The sequence below is a fragment of the Antarctobacter albus genome (assembly GCF_900101505.1).
Taxonomy (GTDB): domain Bacteria; phylum Pseudomonadota; class Alphaproteobacteria; order Rhodobacterales; family Rhodobacteraceae; genus Antarctobacter; species Antarctobacter albus.
On the sequence record NZ_FMZI01000006.1, the window covers coordinates 202,735 to 221,026 of the forward strand.

The 18,292-nt window shown below is 65.3% G+C and carries 20 protein-coding genes; 8 read left to right on the forward strand and 12 right to left on the reverse strand.

Features of this window, described 5'->3' with window-relative positions:
* Nucleotide 1: 1 nt before the first annotated feature.
* From BLQ71_RS12470 to BLQ71_RS12480, 3 genes are read right to left on the reverse strand one after another with little or no spacing between them, the layout of a single operon-like run.
* On the reverse strand, nt 2-499 hold the full coding sequence (locus tag BLQ71_RS12470; RefSeq protein WP_074621950.1) for an LptA/OstA family protein: 498 nt from the start codon (nt 497-499) through the stop codon (nt 2-4).
* Nucleotides 496-1,110 (reverse strand): hypothetical protein, encoded by a 615-nt coding sequence (locus BLQ71_RS12475; protein ID WP_043140708.1) that lies wholly within the window; start codon nt 1,108-1,110, stop codon nt 496-498. Before BLQ71_RS12475 ends, BLQ71_RS12470 begins: the two co-directional genes overlap by 4 nt.
* A 12-nt stretch (nt 1,111-1,122) precedes the next feature.
* The gene (locus BLQ71_RS12480; RefSeq protein WP_074621951.1) at nt 1,123-1,737 is read right to left on the reverse strand and encodes a ribonuclease D; all 615 of its coding nucleotides are present in this window, start codon (nt 1,735-1,737) and stop codon (nt 1,123-1,125) included.
* Nucleotides 1,738-2,674: 937 nt separating this feature from the next.
* On the opposite strand from BLQ71_RS12480, the gene BLQ71_RS12485 reads away from it, so the two are divergent.
* A complete protein-coding gene (locus tag BLQ71_RS12485) occupies nt 2,675-3,364 on the forward strand; it encodes a sugar transferase (protein ID WP_043140453.1) in 690 nt (229 codons plus the stop codon).
* A 36-nt stretch (nt 3,365-3,400) separates the two neighbouring features.
* Here BLQ71_RS12485 and BLQ71_RS12490 read toward each other — a convergent pair whose 3' ends face one another.
* Nucleotides 3,401-4,204 carry an HTD2 family dehydratase gene (locus BLQ71_RS12490; protein ID WP_074621952.1) on the reverse strand — a complete coding sequence of 268 codons (804 nt, stop codon included), beginning with the start codon at nt 4,202-4,204 and terminating at the stop codon, nt 3,401-3,403.
* A gap of 38 nt (nt 4,205-4,242) precedes the next feature.
* On the opposite strand from BLQ71_RS12490, the gene BLQ71_RS12495 reads away from it, so the two are divergent.
* Nucleotides 4,243-4,641, forward strand: coding sequence for a VOC family protein (locus tag BLQ71_RS12495; RefSeq protein ID WP_074621953.1), 399 nt, complete (start codon nt 4,243-4,245; stop codon nt 4,639-4,641).
* Nucleotides 4,642-4,646: 5 nt separating this feature from the next.
* Here BLQ71_RS12495 and BLQ71_RS12500 read toward each other — a convergent pair whose 3' ends face one another.
* From BLQ71_RS12500 to BLQ71_RS12510, 3 genes are all read right to left on the reverse strand, one after another.
* On the reverse strand, nt 4,647-5,198 hold the full coding sequence (locus BLQ71_RS12500; protein WP_074621954.1) for an NADPH-dependent FMN reductase: 552 nt from the start codon (nt 5,196-5,198) through the stop codon (nt 4,647-4,649).
* 114 nt (nt 5,199-5,312) lie between these two features.
* On the reverse strand, nt 5,313-5,972 hold the full coding sequence (locus BLQ71_RS12505; RefSeq protein WP_043140442.1) for a YiaD family glycine zipper/OmpA-like lipoprotein: 660 nt from the start codon (nt 5,970-5,972) through the stop codon (nt 5,313-5,315).
* A gap of 176 nt (nt 5,973-6,148) precedes the next feature.
* Nucleotides 6,149-6,991, reverse strand: coding sequence for a methylated-DNA--[protein]-cysteine S-methyltransferase (locus BLQ71_RS12510; protein ID WP_043140441.1), 843 nt, complete (start codon nt 6,989-6,991; stop codon nt 6,149-6,151).
* A 183-nt stretch (nt 6,992-7,174) separates the two neighbouring features.
* Here BLQ71_RS12510 and BLQ71_RS12515 point away from each other — a divergent pair, with 183 nt between their 5' ends.
* From BLQ71_RS12515 to BLQ71_RS12535, 5 genes are all read left to right on the forward strand, one after another.
* Entirely contained in the window at nt 7,175-8,095 is a 921-nt protein-coding gene (locus BLQ71_RS12515) for a Hint domain-containing protein (protein ID WP_074621955.1), read from the forward strand.
* Nucleotides 8,096-8,250: 155 nt separating this feature from the next.
* Nucleotides 8,251-8,895, forward strand: coding sequence for an endonuclease III (nth, locus tag BLQ71_RS12520; RefSeq protein WP_074622027.1), 645 nt, complete (start codon nt 8,251-8,253; stop codon nt 8,893-8,895).
* Nucleotides 8,892-9,881 (forward strand): adenosine kinase, encoded by a 990-nt coding sequence (locus BLQ71_RS12525; protein WP_043140439.1) that lies wholly within the window; start codon nt 8,892-8,894, stop codon nt 9,879-9,881. The genes nth and BLQ71_RS12525 overlap by 4 nt, the downstream gene beginning before the upstream one ends.
* A 147-nt stretch (nt 9,882-10,028) precedes the next feature.
* Nucleotides 10,029-11,216, forward strand: coding sequence for a S8 family serine peptidase (locus BLQ71_RS12530; protein WP_074621956.1), 1,188 nt, complete (start codon nt 10,029-10,031; stop codon nt 11,214-11,216).
* 56 nt (nt 11,217-11,272) lie between these two features.
* Nucleotides 11,273-11,809 carry a putative glycolipid-binding domain-containing protein gene (locus BLQ71_RS12535; protein WP_074621957.1) on the forward strand — a complete coding sequence of 179 codons (537 nt, stop codon included), beginning with the start codon at nt 11,273-11,275 and terminating at the stop codon, nt 11,807-11,809.
* A gap of 19 nt (nt 11,810-11,828) precedes the next feature.
* On the opposite strand, the gene polA is transcribed toward BLQ71_RS12535, so the two are convergent.
* The 4 genes from polA to BLQ71_RS12555 all read right to left on the reverse strand — a co-directional run bounded on the left by polA (nt 11,829) and on the right by BLQ71_RS12555 (nt 16,705).
* Complete coding sequence (polA, locus tag BLQ71_RS12540) at nt 11,829-14,636, reverse strand: DNA polymerase I (RefSeq protein ID WP_074621958.1); 2,808 nt, start codon at nt 14,634-14,636, stop codon at nt 11,829-11,831.
* Nucleotides 14,637-14,713: 77 nt separating this feature from the next.
* Nucleotides 14,714-15,409 (reverse strand): PAQR family membrane homeostasis protein TrhA, encoded by a 696-nt coding sequence (trhA, locus tag BLQ71_RS12545; RefSeq protein ID WP_074621959.1) that lies wholly within the window; start codon nt 15,407-15,409, stop codon nt 14,714-14,716.
* A gap of 106 nt (nt 15,410-15,515) precedes the next feature.
* Nucleotides 15,516-16,427 carry a pirin family protein gene (locus BLQ71_RS12550; protein ID WP_074621960.1) on the reverse strand — a complete coding sequence of 304 codons (912 nt, stop codon included), beginning with the start codon at nt 16,425-16,427 and terminating at the stop codon, nt 15,516-15,518.
* A 98-nt stretch (nt 16,428-16,525) separates the two neighbouring features.
* Nucleotides 16,526-16,705 carry a zinc-finger domain-containing protein gene (locus BLQ71_RS12555; protein WP_069210508.1) on the reverse strand — a complete coding sequence of 60 codons (180 nt, stop codon included), beginning with the start codon at nt 16,703-16,705 and terminating at the stop codon, nt 16,526-16,528.
* A 67-nt stretch (nt 16,706-16,772) separates the two neighbouring features.
* Between BLQ71_RS12555 and BLQ71_RS12560 the strand changes: the two genes are divergently transcribed.
* On the forward strand, nt 16,773-17,708 hold the full coding sequence (locus BLQ71_RS12560; protein ID WP_232786307.1) for an ABC transporter ATP-binding protein: 936 nt from the start codon (nt 16,773-16,775) through the stop codon (nt 17,706-17,708).
* Nucleotides 17,709-17,870: 162 nt separating this feature from the next.
* Here the strand turns inward: BLQ71_RS12560 and BLQ71_RS12565 are convergent, their stop codons facing one another.
* Nucleotides 17,871-18,239, reverse strand: a complete 369-nt coding sequence (locus BLQ71_RS12565) for a histidine triad nucleotide-binding protein (RefSeq protein WP_043140425.1) — start codon at nt 18,237-18,239, stop codon at nt 17,871-17,873.
* Between the last annotated feature and the right edge of the window lie 53 nt (nt 18,240-18,292).

Consider the following 18,292-nt stretch of genomic DNA (forward strand, 5'->3'; position numbering starts at 1 on the left):
CTCAGGGCTGCCCCTCGCCGTCGGGTGCCTGCTGCAACACGGTGCGCACCCGGCCCGACAGCTGCGCGGTGCCGTCGCTGAGGTTGACGACCATGCGTTCGGCCGTCAGCGCACTTGGGCCCTGGGTCAGCAGGACGTTGCCGGTCATGACGACCTGCCCGGCCTCGATGTCGTAATCCGCGCGCTGCGCCTCTGCCGCCTCGGAGCCGCTGACCAGGGTCACGCCGCGCGTGGCCTCCATCCGCCGGATCCGCCCGGCCTCGTTCGAGTAGACGACCAGCACCCGAGGTGCCGCAAGCCGCATCTGCCCCTGCGCGATCACCACGTTGCCGGTATAAAGGGCGGTTCCGTCGGCCTGGTTCACCTGGAGCGTGTCGGCCGTCACCTCGACCGGGGCGCGGGTGTCCTGCTGCATTCCGCCAAAGGCCACCTGGGCCCCTTGCGCAGCCGCGCCCAGAGGCGCGAGGAAAAGCATGACGGCAAGCAGGTGACGGATCATTCGGCAGCACTTTCTTCTTTCGGCGGTTGATATACCAGTTTCACGCCGCCGGAAAACACCATTTGCACCGCCCCCTCTTCTCCGCTGGGCGCGATCTTGAGATGGCCGGCCTCGAAACGGCCCACCGGACCCTCGCCGCTGACCGGGCCGATGCTTTCTGCCGCGATTTCGTCCAGCCGTGACATCAGCCCCTCTGTGCGCAGGACATAGCCCTGCGAGCTTTCGATGCGCACGCCGCCTTGCAGGTGCGCCAACTGGTTCCTGTCGCGCAGCGTCGCCTCGACGGCGTCCAGCCGCAACTCGCTGCCGTCGGTCAGGCGCATCCGCGCCTCCAGCTCATCGGCGATGATCTGGCCGTCCCCCTCGGGCCGCACGCTGCGCGCGGTCATGGTCAACACGTCGCCCTTGGTGGTGGTTCCCGCGTAGTACGGCGCGCTCACCTGCTCGCGCGCGACATTCCTTTGCAAAGCCTCGACAAAGGGCACGTCCTGCAACGGCTCGGTCGAGCGGGACAGGAAGAACAACGTCGACAGCATGGCCAGTGCCACCAGGGGAAGAAGGATCTTCAGCCAGGCGATCACCCGCGAGTAAAGCCCGTCTCCCCGGCGCATGTTCATCCCCTCTTACGCATGGGCAAAGATATCGGTGTCCGGCCAGCCTTCCAGGTCAAGGATCGCCCGGGTCGGCAGGAAATCGAAACAGGACTGGGCAATCTCCGTGCGCCCTTCGCGGTCCAGCATCTCGTTCAGCGCGTCGCGCAGCCGGTGCAGGTGCAGCACGTCCGATGCCGCATAGTCCTTTTGCGCCTCGGTCAGCTCCACGGCGCCCCAGTCACTGGATTGCTGCTGCTTCGAGATGTCGACGGACAGCAGTTCCTGGGTCAGGGCCTTGAGGCCGTGGCGATCAGTATAGGTGCGCACAAGCCGGCTGGCGATCTTGGTACAATAGACGGGCGCTGCCAGCGCGCCAAAGGCATTGTACATCGCGGCGATGTCGAACCGACCATAGTGAAACAGCTTCAGCACCTGCGGATCGGTCAGAAGGCGCGCAAGGTTGGGCGCCTCTGTCTGTCCCTTGGCGATCTGAACGAGGTGGGCATTCCCGTCCCCGCCCGACAACTGCACGACACACAACCGGTCGCGGTGCGGGTTCAGTCCCATCGTCTCGCAGTCGATGGCCACGACCGGGCCAAGGTCCAGATCATCCGGCAGATCGCCCTTGTAGAGATGGTTGGTCACAGTGCGCCCTTTCGTCCCGATCCGCTTGCCGGCTCGACATATCCGCGCCCATGCGGGCTTTCAACACTGGCCTCCCTGCCGCGGCTCTCGCCAAATGTGTTGTCGCGCCACATTTCTCCCGCAAGAGGCGAAAATCCGGCAAGTTTGTGGCAGATCCGGGCGAATCAATGGCGGCGCCAAGGTGTGATTCGGGCAGGATCAAGGCCGAGCCCTCTCGATTTTCTTATATTTGTAACAATCCGTGAGCTTGGCAACTCCCCCTATAATTGTCGAATATATCCGTCGCCCCTAAAGCCGCATCAGAATCCACCGAGCGGCGCATTCCGTTACGGCACGTCGCCGCCATTGTTTCCGCCGGGATGAATTTACAGGCACCCGCAAGATTTCCAAGAGACCATTGCCTCAGCGCCCCAGGCCTGTTTCCCTTATTTCCAGAGACTGTTCCCGATCTGGAAACATCTGCCCGCCAAAATCCTCGAAATTGTTTCAAAGCCCTCGATTAACCAACGGGAAACAAAGCTGCCTGGGGACGCTGAAAACACCCCCGAATTTCGCGTCATTATTGAGCGTTCAACCGAAATTTCCCCCGCATTTCAATCGCCTCCACAAGCGCACTTTTCACCTTTTGGTTGCGCTCTCCGGTGCAGATTGACGGAACGGCGGCGTGAAGCCATAAGAAATCTGTCGAACGATTGGGACAAACTTTCGTCGCAATTTAAATAAACTGCACTTGGGGGTTGGTGCTTCCACAATGGGAGTATCTCGGTAGGTCTGCTGCGCCTTTCGCGCATCGCCATTCGAAGACATGGCCAGGGCAATTTGCCCTGACGTCCGGGGGGACACGCATTTGCGTGTCATGGCGGAGCTATGCCTGAAACAGCGATAAACTCGGATCCATTTCCCGTGCTCTCGTCAACGCATGACTCAGGAGGTCATCTTGACACTACAACTGCGCCAGCCGCTGCCAACGGCCAGAATTGAGAAGCTGATCGACGAGGCGCTGCGCGCCGAAACCGGTCCCGCCCTTTACCGCGACGTCTTCAAACGGGGGCTCGACGTGACGCTCGTCCTGCTCGGTGCCCTTCCGATCCTGATGATCGTCGGCATCTTTGCGCTGCTCGTCGCACGCGACGGTCACTCGCCCTTCTACTCGCAGAAACGGATCGGCCGGAATGGACGGATATTCAATATCTGGAAGCTGCGCAGCATGGTGCCCGATGCCGACGCCCGGCTGAGCGACTATCTCGATCAGAATCCCGCCGCACGCGCGGAATGGGACCGCACGCAGAAACTGCGCCACGATCCGCGCGTCACGACCATCGGTTCGCTGATCCGCAAGACCTCGATCGACGAACTGCCGCAGTTGTTCAACGTGCTGCGCGGGGACATGTCGCTGGTCGGTCCGCGCCCGATGATGCCCTGCCAGCAGGAGATCTATCCCGGCACCGCCTATTACGCGCTGCGCCCGGGGATCACCGGCTACTGGCAGGTCTCGGTGCGCAACGAAAGCTCCTTTGCCCAGCGCGCCGGTTTCGACACCGCCTACCTGGCGCAATTGTCGCTGGCCAATGACCTGCGGGTGCTGGTCAAGACGGTGCGCGTGGTCGTGCACGGCACCGGCTGCTGAGCACATTCGGCCGGGGCGACGCCCCGGCGCCACACATCAGTAATCCACCGTCGCCTGCATGCACTGGCGCCCGTCCGGGCCGCGCACCCAGAGGTCGTTGCCGTTTTGGCACAGGGTGGCGCGCTCGTCATGCATCAGGGGCGCCGTCGCCCGAAAACTGAAACCGCGCACCGGCGCCTTGTCCTGCGCGAACAGCAAAAGCCCCTGCGCCAGCAGCGGGCCATGCACCACCAGCCCGTCATAGCCCTCGACCGCCCGCGCGTATTCCACGTCATAGTGGATGCGGTGGCCGTTGAAGGTCAGCGCAGAGTAGCGGAACAGCAGCGTCTCGGAAAAACCCATCTCGCGGCTGGCCTCTTCGCCTGTCGGGGCCTCTGGCGGCACCGGGCGCGGCGCGGACGGGTCCGGGTCTTGGCGATAGACGAGGTCCTGCCGCTCTGTCACGCACAGCTGGCCGCCCTGCCAGATCTCATGCGCCAGCGTGACGAAACCCAGCGGTCCGCTGCGCCCCTCCTTGCGGGTCACGTCCACCACCCGAGAGACCTTTTCCGCCATCTGCCCCGCTCGCAGTGCCGCGTGGAACTGCAACGCGCCGCCCGCCCACATCCGGCGCGGCAGCCCCAGGTCGGGGATCAGGCCGGTGCCGACGCGCGGATGCCCGTCGCGCCCCAGCACGCCGGGCGGCTGCGCGTCCCAGAAATAGATCTGGTGAAAGAAGACCGGCAGGGGCGTGCCCGCGTCGATGGTCACGGGCAGGTCCAGCGCCGCCTGCAGGGCGCGGGCGCGGTCCGGATCCATCACGTCGGTTTGACGGCGCTCGGCCGCTGGGCCAGTCTGCATGGGTCACGCTCCTTGATTTTTGCCGGGTTATTCCAGCCATGCCACCTGCCGTCCAGTCGCTCGATCACCTGGTGCTGACCGTCGCCGATCCCGCCGCCACGCGGCAATTCTACGAAACCGTCCTGGGGATGCAGGCAGAGCGGTTCATCCCCGCCGATGGCAGCACCCGATGGGCGCTGAAATTCGGGCGGCAAAAGATCAACCTGCACACCGCCGGGCAGGAGTTCGACCCCAAGGCACGCAGGCCCGGCCCCGGAACGGCAGACCTGTGTTTTCTCAGCGAAACACCCCTGGCAGAGTGGCAGGCGCATCTGGCCGCCTTGGGCGTGACGATCGAGGAGGGACCGCTGCCGCGCACCGGCGCAACCGGCCCGATCCGGTCGATCTATATCCGCGATCCGGACGGCAACCTGATCGAGATTTCCAACCCGGCCTGAGGGCTTCAGCCGCGCATCCGTTCCACCTCGCGGCGCAGTTCCTGCATCTGGTCGCCCAGCAGCTTCAGCGCGCGTTCGTCGGTCAGGCGCCCGTCCTCGTCGAACTGCTTGCGGCTTTGTGCCAGCATGACTTCCGGACCGGTCAGCAGGCGTGGACGAAAAGGGTTGAGGCAAAGCCGCGCCATATTCTGCGCCCGCTCGCCCCCGGCGCGGCCCGCCGCCGCCGACATCAGCGCCACAGGCTTGTCCCGCCAGGGCGCGCCCTCGGTCCGGCTGATCCAGTCCAGCGCGTTCTTGAGCAGCCCGGAAAGGCCCTTGTTGTATTCCGGCGTCACCACCAGAACCGCATCCGCACCCGCGATGGCATCTGCGGCGGCCTGCACGGCGGCGGGAATGCCGTCGCCGTTCTGGATGTCCTCGTCGAACAGCGGGAAACGCAGGTCGAGTTCGCTGAACCTGTCGGGGGCAAAGAGACGGGCGGCCTCGAACATCAGTTTGCGGTTACTGCTGTCGGCGCGCAGGGCGCCGCAAAGGCCGACGAGGGTGGGGTCCGGCATTGTGATCTCCTGTCTGTTTCGTCCTGACCTACATGGAAAAAGCGCCGCGGCAAGGCGCGGCGCTTTGATCTATCGGATAAACCGGGGCACAGCCCCTGTCAGGATCGCCCGGCCTTAGCCGTTGGGCAGGATCACGATCTCGACCCGGCGGTTCTGGGCCTTTCCCTCGGGCGTCAGGTTCGACGCCACCGGCTGATCCTCACCCCGGCCGATGACCGAGATCCGCGACGAGGGCACGCCCTCGGAGATCAGCACGTTGGCGACCGAGCGCGCGCGGCGCTGGGACAGGTCCAGGTTATAGGCGGCGTCGCCGTCGCTGTCGGTGTGGCCAATCACCTGGGCGGTGGTGTTCGGGTAGGCCAGCAGCGACTGGCCCACGTCGCGCAGGTCCGACACCAGGGTCGGGCGCAGGTTGGCGCTGTCGGTGGGGAACAGGATGTCCTGCGGCATGGTCACGATCAGCCGGTCGCCGGTGTTGCGGATGGTGACGTTGTCGCCCATCTGCTGACGCAGTTCCGCTTCCTGCTTGTCCAGCTGGTTGCCGATGGCGGCCCCCGCAGCGGCCCCCACCAGGGCGCCCGCGACGGTCGCCCGGTTACGCTCGCCCCTGTCGCCGCCGCCCAGAAGGCGGCCTGCAACCGCACCCACGCCGGCGCCCACGAGGGCACCCTGCTTGGTCTGGCGGTTGGGATCGTTCGGGTTGCCCGTGGTACAGGCCGACAGGCCGATGACAGCCACGGCGGAGATGAGAATCGCGGATTTCGCCCGGATCATGTGTAGCCTCTTTTCAGGTTTGCCCCGCTGGAATGGGGTCTTTCACTGCCGATATGCAATAACATCCGGCAAAACCCCAGCCCTGTCACCGGGAAAATCGGCAAGGCTCCGCGCATGATCCAGAGGCACGCGTGTTTCGCGCGCGAAACATCTTTTCTTTACAGGTTGTTAAGACCTCAAGCCTCCAATCTTGCCGCCTCCCAGGCAAGGATGGCGCGCTTGACCGGCAGCCCCCAATGATAACCGCCCAGACCCCCGGATTTGCGCAGGGCGCGGTGGCAGGGGATCAGGTAGCTGATCGGGTTGCGCCCCACCGCCGTGCCGACCGCGCGCACCGCTTTCGGATGCTCGATGGCCTCGGCGATTTCGGAATAGGTCGTGACATGACCCGAGGGGATCTGCAGCAGCGCCTCCCAGACCTTGATCTGGAACGGCGCGCCGATCAGGTACAAGGGCACCGGCCCGTCCGCCTTGACGCCGAAAGCCGCCAGCGCCCAGGGGCGCAGGCGCATCGGGTCCTCGACGAAGTCTGCCCGCGGCCAGCGCGCCAGCATGTCCTCCATCGCCTCGGCCTCTGTCGTCTCGGCGGAAAAGGCGATACCGCAGATGCCCTTGTCGGTGCCCATGACCAGTGCCGGGCCAAAGGGGCTTTCGAACCAGCCCCAGTAGATTGTCAGCCCCGCGCCCGCGCGCGCGAAATCGCCGGGGCTCATCGCCTCCCACCGCAGGAACAGATCGTGCAGGCGCCCGCCCCCCGACAGCCCGGTGGCATGGGCCGTCTCCAGCGTGGTAAAGCGATCCGCCAGCAGTGCCTTGGCATGGCCCAGCGTCAGGTATTGCTGGTAGCGCTTTGGCGAGACACCGGCCCATTGGCTGAACAACCGCTGGAAATGCGCCGGGCTCATGCCGACCTCGCGCGCGATCTGGTCCAGCGTGGCCTGCGGGCCCAGCCGGTCGACCGCCTCGATGGCGCGTCGCATGACGTTGTAGTGATAGCTCTGGTCGTCGTCCTTGGGCATCGGCTGTCTCCTTGGCCCCGGTTTTACCGCGCCCGCGCAAGACGCACGATCCGAATATTGCGCAAAGGCAATCCGGCAACACCTTGGGCAGGGCGGCAGCGGCGCGGCCCGAAAAAATTGACTGCGGGGCGGAATTCCTTACTTCCGATAGTGATTGACAAAACAATGACGGGGGCGAGGCTCATGCCTTTCAGCATCACCAAAGGTATCGAGTATGACGTTTTTGACGGTGGCCCGGGCAACTTCAACTTTCAGCCCAGCCCCGGAACAGCGACCGATCTTGGCGCCCTGGGGCCGTTCGGCGGCGAAGGCGTCGACGATAGCCAGTTCACGGTCGGCGAGGACATCTCGGGTTCCGGGACCATCTACATCGGCGACATCGAGATCGAGGGCAACCTGTACCCGGTGATAACAGCCGCGGGGGATTACCCCATCGCGGACGGCAGCAACGTGTTCATCCTGGTGCCGGACTACCTGCCGGAACCCTCCGCCTTTCCCGCCTCTTTCGATTTCAACCCGGACGTGGTCGAGGAAACCTACTCCTATTGTTTCGCAGCAGGCACCCGCATCGCCACCGAAGCGGGCGAGACCGAGGTGCAGGACCTGGCCCCCGGTGACCTGGTGCGCACCGCCGACGGACGGCTGGAACCCGTCCGCTGGGTCGGTCGTCAGACCATCGACCGTCATTTCAACGCCGGTTTCGCGCTGGTCCGGATCAACGCCGGCGCCCTGGGCGAAGGCCTGCCGAAACGTGACCTGGTGCTGACCGGCGATCACGCGATGGTGCTGGACGGCAGCCTGGTGAACGCCAGCGCCCTGGTCAACGGTGAGACGATCACCTTTGTTCCCGTTGCCCAGATGGCGGCCCGGACCACCGTCTACCACGTCGAAACCGCCCGCCACGAGGTGCTGCTGGCCGAAGGCGCGGGGTCGGAAAGCTTTTGCGATTACGCCGGGCGCCACAAGCTGGACAACCACGCCGAGTACCTGGCCGCCTGCGGCGCCGAGCACATCATTCCCGAGATGGACATGCCGCGCATTTCCTCGGCCCGGATGTTGCCCGCCGCCCTGCGCGCACGCCTGGGCCTGCGCGACGCGGCCTGAGCCGCCACGGCGGACGCCGGACAGATGACAATCATCCTGAACGGCCCGGAGTTCTGCAAGAATTCCGGGCCGTTTTCCGTGAAAGGCGGCAAGCGCCCGGTGCGGCAGGACCCCGGGTCTTGCGGCGCAATGGCGTTGCGGGCATAGGGGAACGCATGGCCAAGCAGCTTGATTACCACACGATCCGCGAGATCTTTACCCGGTTCCAGGCCTCGGAACCCGAACCCAAGGGTGAGCTGAACCACGTCAACGCCTATACGCTGGTGGTGGCGGTGGCGTTGTCGGCACAGGCGACGGACGCGGGCGTCAACAAGGCCACGGAAAAGCTGTTCCAGATCGCCGATACGCCGGAAAAGATGCTGGCCCTCGGCGAAGAGGGTGTGACCGAGCACATCAAGACCATCGGCCTGTATCGCAACAAGGCCAAGAACGTCATCAAGATGGCGAAGATCCTGGTCGAGGACTATGGCGGCGAGGTGCCCAACAGCCGCGCCGCGCTGGAAAGCCTGCCGGGCGTCGGCCGCAAGACCGCCAACGTGGTGCTGAACATGTGGTGGCACTACCCGGCGCAGGCCGTGGACACGCATATCTTTCGCGTCGGCAACCGGACGGGCATCTGTCCGGGCAAGGACGTGGTCGCCGTGGAACGCGCGATCGAAGACAACACCCCGGTCGATTTCCAGCAACACGCCCATCACTGGCTGATCCTGCACGGGCGGTACATCTGCGTCGCGCGCAAGCCCAAGTGCAAGGCCTGCCTCATCAACGACCTCTGTCCATTCGAGGAAAAGACGACATGAAGAAATACCAGGTCGTCGGCATCGGCAACGCCGTCGTCGACGTGATCGCCCGCACCGACGACGCCTTTCTGGCCGACATGGGAATCGAGAAGGGCATCATGCAGTTGATCGAGCGTGACCGCGCCGAACAACTTTACGAGGCGATGGGCAACCGGGTGCAGACGCCGGGCGGATCGGTGGCCAACACGATCGCCGGCCTGGGAAACCTGGACGCGCGCACCGCCTTCATCGGACGCGTCGCGGATGACGATCTTGGCGAATTCTATGCCTCGGCGATGAAGAACGAGGGCATCGGCTTCGTCAACGAGCCAGTCAAGGGCGGCGAACTGCCCTCATCCCGGTCGATGATCTTTGTCTCGCCCGATGGCGAACGCTCGATGAACACCTACCTCGGGATCTCCGCCGAACTGGGCCCCGACGACGTGTCCGAGGACGTGGCGGGCGAGGCCGAGATCCTGTTCCTGGAGGGCTACCTTTTCGACAAGGACAAGGGGAAGGAGGCTTTCCTTAAGGCCGCGCGCGCCTGCAAGGCGGCGGGCGGCAAGCCGGGCATCGCGATTTCCGACCCCTTCTGCGTCGAACGCCACCGCGCGGACTTCCTGAAGCTGATTGAACACGACATGGACTTCGTCATCGGCAACGAGGACGAGATCCGCTCGCTTTACCAAAACGACGACCTCGACGCCGACCTGCGCGCCGTGGGCGCGATCTGTCCGCTGGTGGTCTGCACCCGGTCGGGCGACGGCGTCTCGATCCTGCACGAGGGCACCCGCACCGACGTGAGCGTTGAAAAGATCGTGCCCGTGGACGCAACCGGCGCTGGCGACCAGTTCGCCGCCGGCTTCCTGTTCGGCCTGGCCACCGGCGCGGACATGGAAAAGGCGGCCCGCATGGGCAGCGTTGCCGCGCGCGAGGTCATCAGCCACATGGGGCCGCGCCCGGAAACCAGCCTGCTGGACCTTTTCCGCCAACAGGGCCTGATCTGACCCTTCGGGCGCCTGCCGGGTCGATTACGGCTGGCGCCCGTCTGATTTCATGGTGATTTCACGCGGCATTCACGCAAGTGCCGTTCCGCCGCGCATCCCGGACCGCTAGCCTTTTCCACAGGGGTTGAGTTGTCCGGGACGCGATGAATGACGCGATACATCCTTTTGCGGGACAGAACCCGAAACTGGCGCAGGCCGCGCGTGCCGCTTGGTGCCGGCATTGCGCCGGAGGATGCCGATGCCCCCGCCGACCCGCAGATCGAGGTGGCCGAGCTGACCCCGGACGACCTGCGCGAGACCGCCGGCGACCGAGACCTGCTGACCATCCAACCCGCCATGCCGACCCGCCTGCTGACCCCCGAACCGATGGACGAACTGCGCGCCTGCGACATGGTCCCCGGCTGGGGTTTGCGGGCCACCGGGGCGGACTGGACCCCGATGTCGGGCGCCGGCGTGCGGGTGGCGCTGTTGGACACGGGGATCGACGCCGGGCATCCCTGCTTTGCCGGGGTCGAGGTGACGGCACGGGATTTCGCCGGAACCGGTATCGCGGATGCCAACGGCCACGGCACCCATGTGGCTGGCACCGTGCTTGGGCGCGATCAGGGCGGCACACGGATCGGCGTGGCGCGCGGGATCACCGACTTGCTGGTGGGCAAGGTGCTGGCCGACAACGGGCGAGGCCGGTCCGAGGATTTCCTGAACGCGCTGCTCTGGACCTTGCAGGAAAAGGCGCAGATCGTCGGCTTTGCCCTGGCCTTCGATACCTCGGCCCAGATCGAAACCCTGGTCGAAGAGGGCTATCCCGCGCCGCTGGCCACCGCGGCGGCGGTCCATGCCTATCGCGGCAACCTGCGCATCTGCGAAATGCTGCTGATGATGATCGGCGGCGGACATGTGCCGCTGATGCTGGGCGCCGTCGGCAACGACTCTCTGCGGACCATCGCGCCCGAGTTCGAAACCGGCCCCGTCGCCCCGGCGGCGGCGGCGGGCGTGCTGGCCGTGGGTGCCTGCGGACCGGGCGAAGAGGGGTTCTGCCCCGCGCCCTTTACCAACGCCGGCGCGGCGGTGGTTGCGCCGGGCGTGGGCATCATCTCGGCGGGTCCGGGCGAAGGGCTGCGTCCGCTCAACGGCACCTCGATGGCGCTGGCGCATGCGGTGGGGATCGCGGCGCTCTGGGTCGAGAGGATGCGCGCCGAGAAAGAGCGGGTGACGGCACCGATGCTGGCCACCCGTCTGATCCGCTCTGCCACTTATGAACCGCTGTGTCCCGAGGCCTCTTACATCGACTGCGGCAGGGGGCTGATCCAGGCCCCCGAGGGCTCGCTGGACTGATTGGCGCCACGGCATCGGTAACGTGTTAGACTGTCGCCGAAAGAGGAGGCACAGCCATGATCGCAGGCGCTTTCGCCGTCTTGTGGGTCCGTCAGGACGGACCGGGAAATGACGCATGCCGTTTCGCAGAGGCCGAAGGCGGCTTTCTGATCGACGGGTCGTCAACGGATGCGGACTGGACCGCGTTGCGGTACCGCATTCGGGCGCGCGGCGACGGGACGACGCGCCGTGTCCGGATCGGTGCCCGGTCCCGCATCTTCATCCAGCGCAATGCAGAGGATGACTGGCTGCTGAACGGGGCACCTGCCCCGGAGGTCGCGGGCGCCAAGGACATCCATCTTGGCTTTACCCCAGCCGCGCTGACCCTGCCGATCCGGCGTCTCGTGCTTGGCATCGGGGAGGAAGCCACGGTCGATCTTGCCAGTCTCGACCTGGACCAGCCGCGCCTGACCCCTCTGCGCCTGACCATCCGGCGGACGGCAAAGGACAAATACCAGACCGCCGATACAGACAGTGGGAGCACGTCCAACCTGACGGTGGATGCGCAGGGGATCGTGCGGGCCGTCGAGGGGCGCTGGATCGCGCAGAAGTAACGCGCGACGCGCGTGGGCCTTAGTGCGCCTCGGCCCAGTTGGCGCCTTGCCCCGCGTCCACCACCAGCGGCACGTCCAGTTTCACCACCGGGTCGCAGGCACTTTCCATGACCTCTTTGGCAACGCCGATCAACTCGTCTACCGCGCCCTTCTCGACCTCGAACAACAGTTCGTCGTGTACCTGCAACAGCATCCGCGCGGGCAGGCCCGCGATAGCATCCGGCATCCGCACCATCGCGCGCCGGATGATGTCGGCGGCTGTGCCCTGGATCGGCGCGTTGATCGCGGCGCGCTTGGCAAAGCCCGCGCGCGGCCCCTTGGCGCCGATCTCGGGCGTGTGGATCTGGCGGCCGAACAGCGTCTCGACCCGCTTGTGTTCCTTGGCGAATTCCACCGTGTCGTCCATGTAGGTCTTGATGCCTGGAAAGCGTTCAAAGTAGCGGTCGATGAAGCCCTGCGCCTCGGATCTCGGAATCCGCAGGTTCCGCGCCAGACCAAAGCCCGAGATCCCGTAGATCACGCCAAAGTTGATCGCCTTGGCCTGCCGGCGAATGTCCGGTGTCATTTCGTCCAGCGGCACGTTGAACATCTCGGACGCGGTCATGGCGTGAATGTCCTTGCCCTCGCGGAAGGCCTGTTTCAGCGCGTCGATCCCGGCCATGTGGGCCAGAATGCGCAGCTCGATCTGGGAATAGTCGAGGCTGACCAGCACCTGCCCCTCGGGCGCGATGAAGGCGGTGCGGATACGCCGCCCTTCCTCTGACCTCACGGGGATGTTCTGCAGGTTCGGATCGTTCGAGGCCAGCCGCCCGGTGTTCGCGCCCGCGATTGAATAAGAGGTGTGCACCCGGCCCGTATCGGCGTTGATGTGTTCCTGCAACGCGTCGGTATAGGTCGATTTCAGCTTGCTGACCTGGCGCCAGTCCAGCACGCGGCGGGGAAGTTCATGTTCCGTTGCCAGGTCTTCGAGGATGTCGGCCCCGGTGGAATACTTGCCGGTCTTGCCGCGCTTGCCGCCCTCCAGCCCCATCTTGTCAAAGAGGATCTCGCCCAGCTGCGCAGGGCTGCCGACGTTGAACTTCTCGCCTGCCAGTTCGTGGATCTCTTCTTCCAACTGCGCCATCTTCTGGGCAAAGGCGCTGGACATATTGCGCAGCACCTCGCGGTCGACCTTGATGCCGGTCATTTCCATCTGCGCCAGCACCGGCACCATCGGCCGTTCCAGCCCCTCGTAGACGCGGGTGACCTTGGCGCGGTGCAACTGCGGCTTGAAGGTCCGGGCGAGGCGCAGGGTGATGTCCGCGTCCTCGGCGGCATAGCGCGTGGCCTTGTCGATGGGCACCTGGTCGAATGTGATCTGGCTCTTGCCGCTGCCGATGATCTCCTTGATCGGGATCGGGGTGTGCGACAGGTAGCGCTCGGCCAGCGCGTCCATGCCATGCGTGTGCAGGCCCGCGTTCATCGCGTAGGACATCAGCATGGTGTCGTCGATGGGCGCGATCTGCACGCCATAGCGCGCCATGACCTTGGCGTCGTATTTCATGTTCTGGCCGATCTTCATCACCGCCGGATCCTCCAGCAGCGGCTTCAGCGCCTCCAGCGCCTGCTCCAGCGGGATCTGCCCCTCTGTCAGCTCCTTCGACTCGAACAGCCCCTCGCCGCTTTCGCCGCGATGGGTCAGCGGGATGTAGCAGGCTTGGCCGGGATCGACGCAAAGCGAGATGCCGACAAGGTCGCAGGTCATCTCGTTCAGGCCGGTGGTTTCCGTGTCAAAGGCAACCGTGCCGCGCTCATTCGCGCGATCGATCCATTTTTGCAGCGCCTCCATGTCGGCCACGGTCTCATAGCGCTCGGGGTCGATGGCGGGCCAGTCCGGGTCCTCGTCGCGCGGGTTGGCGCCCTCGGGGGTGGTGTCGAGGATCGCCGGCGCCTCGACACCAAGGCCGTCGGCGATACGCTTGGTCAGGGTGCGGAATTCCATCTGGGTGAGAAAGCCCAGCAGCACTTCGGGGTCCGGGTCGCGCACCTCGAGATCATCCAGCGTGAAGGGCAGCTCCATGCCCTCGTCCAGCTGTACCAGCTTCTTTGACAGCTCGATCTGCTCGCGCTTTTCGATCAAGGTCTGGCGCCGCTTGGGTTGCGTGATCTCCTCGGCCCGGTCCAGCAGTTCTTCAAGGCTGCCGTATTCGTTGATCAGCAGGGCCGCCGTCTTGATCCCGATGCCCGGCGCGCCCGGCACATTGTCGACGGAATCCCCGGCCAGCGCCTGCACGTCCACGACCCGTTCGGGCGGAACGCCGAATTTTTCCATCACGCCTTCGCGGTCGATGAGCTTGTTCTTCATCGGGTCCAGCATCTCGACTCCGTCCCCGACCAGCTGCATCAGGTCCTTGTCCGACGACAGGATCGTGACCCGCCCGCCCGCCTCGCGCGCGCGGCAGGCCAGCGTCGCCATGATGTCGTCGGCCTCGAAACCCTCGATCTCCTTGCAGGCGATGTTGAAGGCCTCGGTCGCCTGCCGGGTCAGCGGGATCTGCGGGCGCAGGTCCTCGGGCATGGCCTCGCGGTTGGCCTTGTACTGGTCGTAAAGGTCGTTGCGGAACGTATGGCTGCCCTTGTCGAAGACGACCGCCACATGGGTCGGCGCATCGGGGCCGGTGTTCCCCTCGACGTAGCGGTGCAGCATGTTGCAGAACCCGCTGACCGCGCCGATGGGCAACCCGTCACTCTTGCGGGTCAGGGGCGGCAGGGCGTGGAAAGCCCGAAAGATATAGGCCGAACCGTCGATCAGATGCAGGTGGCATCCCTTGCCGAAAGTGCTGGCCATGTCTCGTCTCCCGCTCAGGTCATGTCACGCATGATGTGCCATGAACAGCGGCGGGGTGCCAGCGGCGGATTTCAGCTTTAGCGCACCGCCACCACGGGATGCGGCACGGCGGCAGCCAGGAAAACGGCCACGAAAAAGACGATGGAGGCCGCAACCACCAGTCCATGCCAGATCGTATTGTGGAACCGCAGGCGCGAGGCCATCAGGAAGGGCGTCCCGACGGAATACAGCACGCCGCCCACCACCATCAGCACGCAGACCGACAGCGGAAGCGCCGCCAGCATGTCCCAGCCGCCGATCACCACGGCCCAGCCGGTGGCCAGGCACATAAGCACCGCCAGCCCGGCGGGCAGGCGCCGTTTGAACAGCGTCACGGCCGCCGCCCCTGCCGCCGCGCTCCAGACCGCAGCCAAAAGGCCCGACCCGGTGCCCGAGAGCAGCGCGAAAGGCGTGTAGGTGCCCGCGATTTTCAGATGGATTGCGGACATGTCGAGGCGCCGGAACAGCGCCGTCAGGTGCGGACGTCCGACGTGGTTGTAGAGCAGCGAGGCCGTCAACATGACGATCAGCGTGCCGCCATAGATCGAGACACCGACGATTCCCGCCGCATCACCGCGCCAGACAACCGTCAGGGTGATCAGAACCGGCACGGCCGCAAGAGCCATGACAAGCGCAGCCAGGTGCACGGCCATGTCGCTGGCGAGTTCCGCCCGGCTGTAAGCCCGCTCTTCCCGGTCGGGCAGGGCGATGGGAATGTCCCGGTTTGCCGTCATGGGATCAGGGTATCCGCAGCGTGGTTGAATGCAAACACCCTGGCACGAAAGGGTAAGCAACTCGTGACCCGGGGTGAGGGCAGCCTGGCCCTCCCCCCGGGTTCGATCAATGCGCGGGCTTGATGAAGGTGCCGTTGTGCAGATCCTGCATGGCCTTGCGCAACTCGCCTTGCGTGTTCATCACGATGGGCCCGTGCCAAGCCACCGGCTCCTGGATCGGTTTGCCCGCGACCAGCAGGAAACGCACCCCCTCGGGCCCCGCGCTGACCTTGACCTCATCGCCGTTGCCAAAGCGCACCAGCGTGCGGTTGCCCGACATATCGCGGATGTTCACCTCCTGCCCGCCAAACTCCTTCTCGACGCGCACGCCGACGGGATCGGCGGCATCGGCAAAACGCCCGGCCCCGGCAAAGACATAGGCAAAGGCATTGGCCCGAGTGTCGATGGGCAAAACCTTTGTCACGTTCGGCGGCACCGAGACATCGAGGTACAGCGGATCGGCGGCGATCCCGTCAACCGGCCCGCGCTTGCCCCAGAAGGCGCCGGTGACGACCTTTACCCGGGTGCCGTCATCGTCGATGATCTCGGGGATGTCCGCGCCCTGGATGTCCTGGTAACGCGGCGCCGTCATCTTCAGCGAGGACGGCAGGTTCGCCCAGAGCTGAAAGCCATGCATCTGCCCCTTGGCATTCCCGCGCGGCATCTCCTGGTGCAGGATGCCCGACCCGGCGGTCATCCACTGCACCGACCCGGCGCCAAGCACGCCCTCGTTGCCCAGCGAATCGCCATGCGTCACCTCGCCCTCGAGGACATAGGTGATGGTTTCGATCCCCCGGTGCGGATGCCAGGGAAAGCCTTTCAGGTAATGCGCCGGGTCCTCGTTGCGGAAATCATCGAGCAACAGGAAGGGATCGCTCTCGGTGGTATCGCCAAAGCCGAAAACGCGGTGGAGGTGCACGCCGGCGCCCTCCAGCGTGGGCTGCGCGGCGGATTGAGAGGTGACAGGTCGGAAAGTCATGGCAAACTCCTCATCGGTTTGCCACAACATAGTGCGCGCAACGCGACGCCCCAATCACCACCCGCGCACAGATCCTGTGACGCGGATCACAGAATGGCTCAGGCCTTGCCCTCGAAATCCTTGTGGACGTATTTCGCGTCGCAATAGGGGCATTCGACAAATCCGGTCTCGACCGGGATCTGCAACCAGACCCGGGGATGGCCCAGGGCCCCTTCGCCGCCGTCACAGGCGATGCGATAGCTCTCGACAATCTTGGTCTCGGGCGCTTGGGTCGTCATCTGGTTCCCTTTCGCGATGCTCTGGCCTATTTGCCTTATGACCAAAGCGGAGAAGGGGAGCAAGCCGTTGGACAAGGGGCAGAATGACGCCGCAATCCGCATCGAGGGCCTGACCAAGACCTATGCGGGCGGCAAACAGGCGCTGAAAGGCGTCGACCTGAGCGTGCCGGCTGGCTCGGTCTTTGGCCTGCTAGGGCCGAACGGCGCGGGCAAATCGACGCTGATCAACATCCTCGCCGGGCTGGTCATCAAGACCGCGGGCCAGGTGCAGATCTGGGGCTGGGACCAGGACCGCAACCCGCGCCAGAGCCGCGCCGCCATCGGCGTCATGCCGCAGGAACTCAACCTCGACCCGTTCTTTACCCCGCGCGGCGCGCTGGAGGTGCAGGCGGGGCTTTACGGCGTGCCGAAATCGCAGCGCCGCACCGACGAGATCCTGGAAATGGTCGGCCTGAGCGACAAGGCAGAGGCCTATGCCCGCACGCTCAGCGGTGGCATGCGCCGCCGCCTGCTGCTGGCCAAGGCACTGGTGCATTCGCCGCAGGTGCTGGTGCTGGACGAACCCACGGCCGGCGTCGACATCGAGCTGCGCCAGATGCTCTGGAACAACGTCCGCAAGCTCAACCGTGAGCGCGGCATGACCATCATCCTGACAACCCACTACCTCGAAGAAGCCGAGGAGATGTGCGATGAAATCGCCATCATCAACCACGGCCAGCTGGTGGCACAGGACAGCACCTCGAACCTGCTGGGGCGGCTTGACGCGCGCACGATGGTGATCCAGCCCGAAGAAACGCCGAAGCAACTGCCGCAGGCCGAGGGGATCGAGGCAGAGACCCGCCCCGATGGCAGCCTCGCCCTCACCTACCGTTCGACCCAGACCCGCGCCGAAGAGGTGCTGGCCGCGGTGCAATCCGCCGGCATTCGCATCCGCGAGCTGAGAACCGAGGAACCGGACCTCGAGGATGTCTTCCTCGCCCTGACCAGCAGCACCGCGGCCTGAGCCCGCCCACACCCGGGCTTCTTCTTGGCAAAAATACCCCCGCCCCGCCGGGTCAGGCGAGGCTCCGCCGGGCAGGGGCGTTCACTCCCCCCACACCCCGAGCCCGCAGGCCAAAGGCCGCAGGGCGAGACACCCTGTGCGCCCGCAGGGCGCGCCTCTGGATCAGTCCTTGGCCAGCATCCGGCCCAGCGGGCGGCCGGCCAGGATGTGAACGTGCAGATGCGGCACTTCCTGTACGCCGTCGCGGCCCGCGTTGGAAATCACCCGGTAGCCTCCGGCCTCCAGTCCCTCCATCCGGCAGACCTCGCCGATCACCCGGTTGAAGTCCAGGATCTCGGCGTCCGATGCCTCTTGCGCGAAATGGTCGTAGCAGACGTAGGCGCCCTTGGGGATTACCAGAACATGCACCGGCGCCTGCGGGTAGATGTCGCGAAAGGCCAGCGAGTGCTCTGTCTCCAGCACCGTCTTGTTGGGGATCTCGCCGGTCAGGATCTTGGCGAAGATGTTTTTCGGGTCGTAGGTATAGGCCATGCCGCGCGTCCTGTTGCTGCTGGGGCTGTGTTAGGTGGATGTCCGGCCCCAAG

What these genes read in the sequence shown, in the direction of transcription:
- BLQ71_RS12470 (WP_074621950.1), bottom strand. Translation starts at nt 499, where the DNA reads ATGATCCGTCACCTGCTTGCCGTCATGCTTTTCCTCGCGCCTCTGGGC.
- BLQ71_RS12505 (WP_043140442.1), bottom strand. Translation starts at nt 5,972, where the DNA reads ATGATCCGGGCGAAATCCGCGATTCTCATCTCCGCCGTGGCTGTCATC.
- BLQ71_RS12535 (WP_074621957.1), top strand. Translation starts at nt 11,273, where the DNA reads ATGATCGCAGGCGCTTTCGCCGTCTTGTGGGTCCGTCAGGACGGACCG.
- nth (WP_074622027.1), top strand. Translation starts at nt 8,251, where the DNA reads ATGGCCAAGCAGCTTGATTACCACACGATCCGCGAGATCTTTACCCGG.
- BLQ71_RS12490 (WP_074621952.1), bottom strand. Translation starts at nt 4,204, where the DNA reads ATGCAGACTGGCCCAGCGGCCGAGCGCCGTCAAACCGACGTGATGGAT.
- BLQ71_RS12555 (WP_069210508.1), bottom strand. Translation starts at nt 16,705, where the DNA reads ATGACGACCCAAGCGCCCGAGACCAAGATTGTCGAGAGCTATCGCATC.
- BLQ71_RS12525 (WP_043140439.1), top strand. Translation starts at nt 8,892, where the DNA reads ATGAAGAAATACCAGGTCGTCGGCATCGGCAACGCCGTCGTCGACGTG.
- BLQ71_RS12550 (WP_074621960.1), bottom strand. Translation starts at nt 16,427, where the DNA reads ATGACTTTCCGACCTGTCACCTCTCAATCCGCCGCGCAGCCCACGCTG.
- BLQ71_RS12510 (WP_043140441.1), bottom strand. Translation starts at nt 6,991, where the DNA reads ATGCCCAAGGACGACGACCAGAGCTATCACTACAACGTCATGCGACGC.
- BLQ71_RS12475 (WP_043140708.1), bottom strand. Translation starts at nt 1,110, where the DNA reads ATGCGCCGGGGAGACGGGCTTTACTCGCGGGTGATCGCCTGGCTGAAG.
- polA (WP_074621958.1), bottom strand. Translation starts at nt 14,636, where the DNA reads ATGGCCAGCACTTTCGGCAAGGGATGCCACCTGCATCTGATCGACGGT.
- BLQ71_RS12530 (WP_074621956.1), top strand. Translation starts at nt 10,029, where the DNA reads ATGACGCGATACATCCTTTTGCGGGACAGAACCCGAAACTGGCGCAGG.
- BLQ71_RS12500 (WP_074621954.1), bottom strand. Translation starts at nt 5,198, where the DNA reads ATGCCGGACCCCACCCTCGTCGGCCTTTGCGGCGCCCTGCGCGCCGAC.
- BLQ71_RS12565 (WP_043140425.1), bottom strand. Translation starts at nt 18,239, where the DNA reads ATGGCCTATACCTACGACCCGAAAAACATCTTCGCCAAGATCCTGACC.
- BLQ71_RS12515 (WP_074621955.1), top strand. Translation starts at nt 7,175, where the DNA reads ATGCCTTTCAGCATCACCAAAGGTATCGAGTATGACGTTTTTGACGGT.
- BLQ71_RS12495 (WP_074621953.1), top strand. Translation starts at nt 4,243, where the DNA reads ATGCCACCTGCCGTCCAGTCGCTCGATCACCTGGTGCTGACCGTCGCC.
- trhA (WP_074621959.1), bottom strand. Translation starts at nt 15,409, where the DNA reads ATGACGGCAAACCGGGACATTCCCATCGCCCTGCCCGACCGGGAAGAG.